Origin of the sequence: Akkermansia sp. UNK.MGS-1, assembly GCF_000980515.1 — a bacterium.
GTDB classification, from domain to species: Bacteria; Verrucomicrobiota; Verrucomicrobiia; order Verrucomicrobiales; family Akkermansiaceae; genus Akkermansia; species Akkermansia muciniphila.
Map to the genome: position 1 here is coordinate 1 of NZ_LBCB01000035.1, position 1,336 is coordinate 1,336.

At 34.4% G+C, this 1,336-nt stretch carries 2 protein-coding genes; both read left to right on the forward strand.

All coding sequences use genetic code 11. The features are described 5' to 3' along the window. The coding region (locus WW58_RS10330; protein ID WP_046437470.1) for a hypothetical protein at positions 1-345 on the forward strand (345 nt) is incomplete at its 5' end. A 398-nt stretch (positions 346-743) separates the two neighbouring features. Then, a complete protein-coding gene (locus WW58_RS10335) occupies positions 744-1,283 on the forward strand; it encodes a hypothetical protein (RefSeq protein WP_146023976.1) in 540 nt (179 codons plus the stop codon). Positions 1,284-1,336: the final 53 nt, after the last annotated feature.

Here is a 1,336-nt window from a genome sequence, read left to right on the forward strand (position 1 = left end):
GTTGTTTCAGTATTTGCTTCTTTTCTGTTTTTTGATAAATATTATAAGAAATCTCCTCTTCTAGGAGAGATCGACAATACATATGTCTTTAGCTATGATCCTCCTTTAATAATAGGAAATGTAGAGATTGAGGAATTGTCTAAATTTAATCAAACACTCGCTGATCAGTTTCCCGATCATCATGTCTATGCCACATACTGTGGAAAAGAATGTACCCTGACCGTAATAATTCTTTATGATTATGATACTGATTTTTCCTATACGGATAGAGAAAGACTGTGGAAACTAATATGTGAATGGCAAGACAGCTTGTGGTATAAACAGGATATAGAACAAATTAAATAAAATCTAATATTTTTCATTTTATTTAATTAATACATGAAAACTGTTTAATTTTATAAAAGCTCCTTCTGTTTATCGGAAGGAACTTTTTTACATAAATGATGATTGCTTTGTTTTAATATTGATTTTTTTGATTTTTATAAAGCTATGCTTCCTGTCAAAGATATTAACCATTGTAAAAAAGCTATGAATCTGCCAATAGTTTTGAGAAAATCCTTGACGAAATAGCAGCAATATTGAAATGCTCAAGCAGGAACTTGATGTCCATGTTTCCATATATAAAGAATATGATTTTTAGCAAAATATTATACTTTTTCTTATCTCCGGTCGTATTTTTCTCATCTTGCCATCAAGGAGGGGTACCGGTGATACAGCCTCCGCAGCCAATACCCGTTTACGATATGGAAAAGCTTCCCAAGAATTCGATATATATTAAGGCAGAGGAAAGAATAATGAACTTATCGCTGCAACAGAAGCAGCAATTGGCGAGTTATATCATTCATTCTGCGAATTGGGAGAAAATGTTAAAGAAAGAATTCAAACAAGTCCGCAGCGGACGGTATCCGGAAATGCTGTCCATGGTACATCAGGATGACGATAGTTATTTAAATAGAGTTATTATTCCATATATCCGCTTATCGATTAAAGATAAAGATATTTTATCTTTGCTTCAAAACAATGCATACGGAGAGGCCATTTTAAGCAGGGCGGATATTTTTGACTTGGCAGCGGAAAATTATATAGAACATTTCCCAGATGATAAAAATGGGTGGGATTTTTTATGGTTTTATATGAACATGCAAGAAGAAGAGGCTCCCTATTGTGAAATGATCAAAAAGATTATTATGAAAAGACATCTCAACCGATTCAGCTACGGGAAGAAAATACTGGAAATGCTCGGCAACTCTCCTTTTAGAAGAAATGATGGACGTTGTCTATAATTCTACTGAAACTACCTGCAGGTGGCGGAGTGCGACTTGACCGGGGAAACGCC

What these genes read in the sequence shown, in the direction of transcription:
- WW58_RS10335 (WP_146023976.1), top strand. Translation starts at nt 744, where the DNA reads ATGGAAAAGCTTCCCAAGAATTCGATATATATTAAGGCAGAGGAAAGA.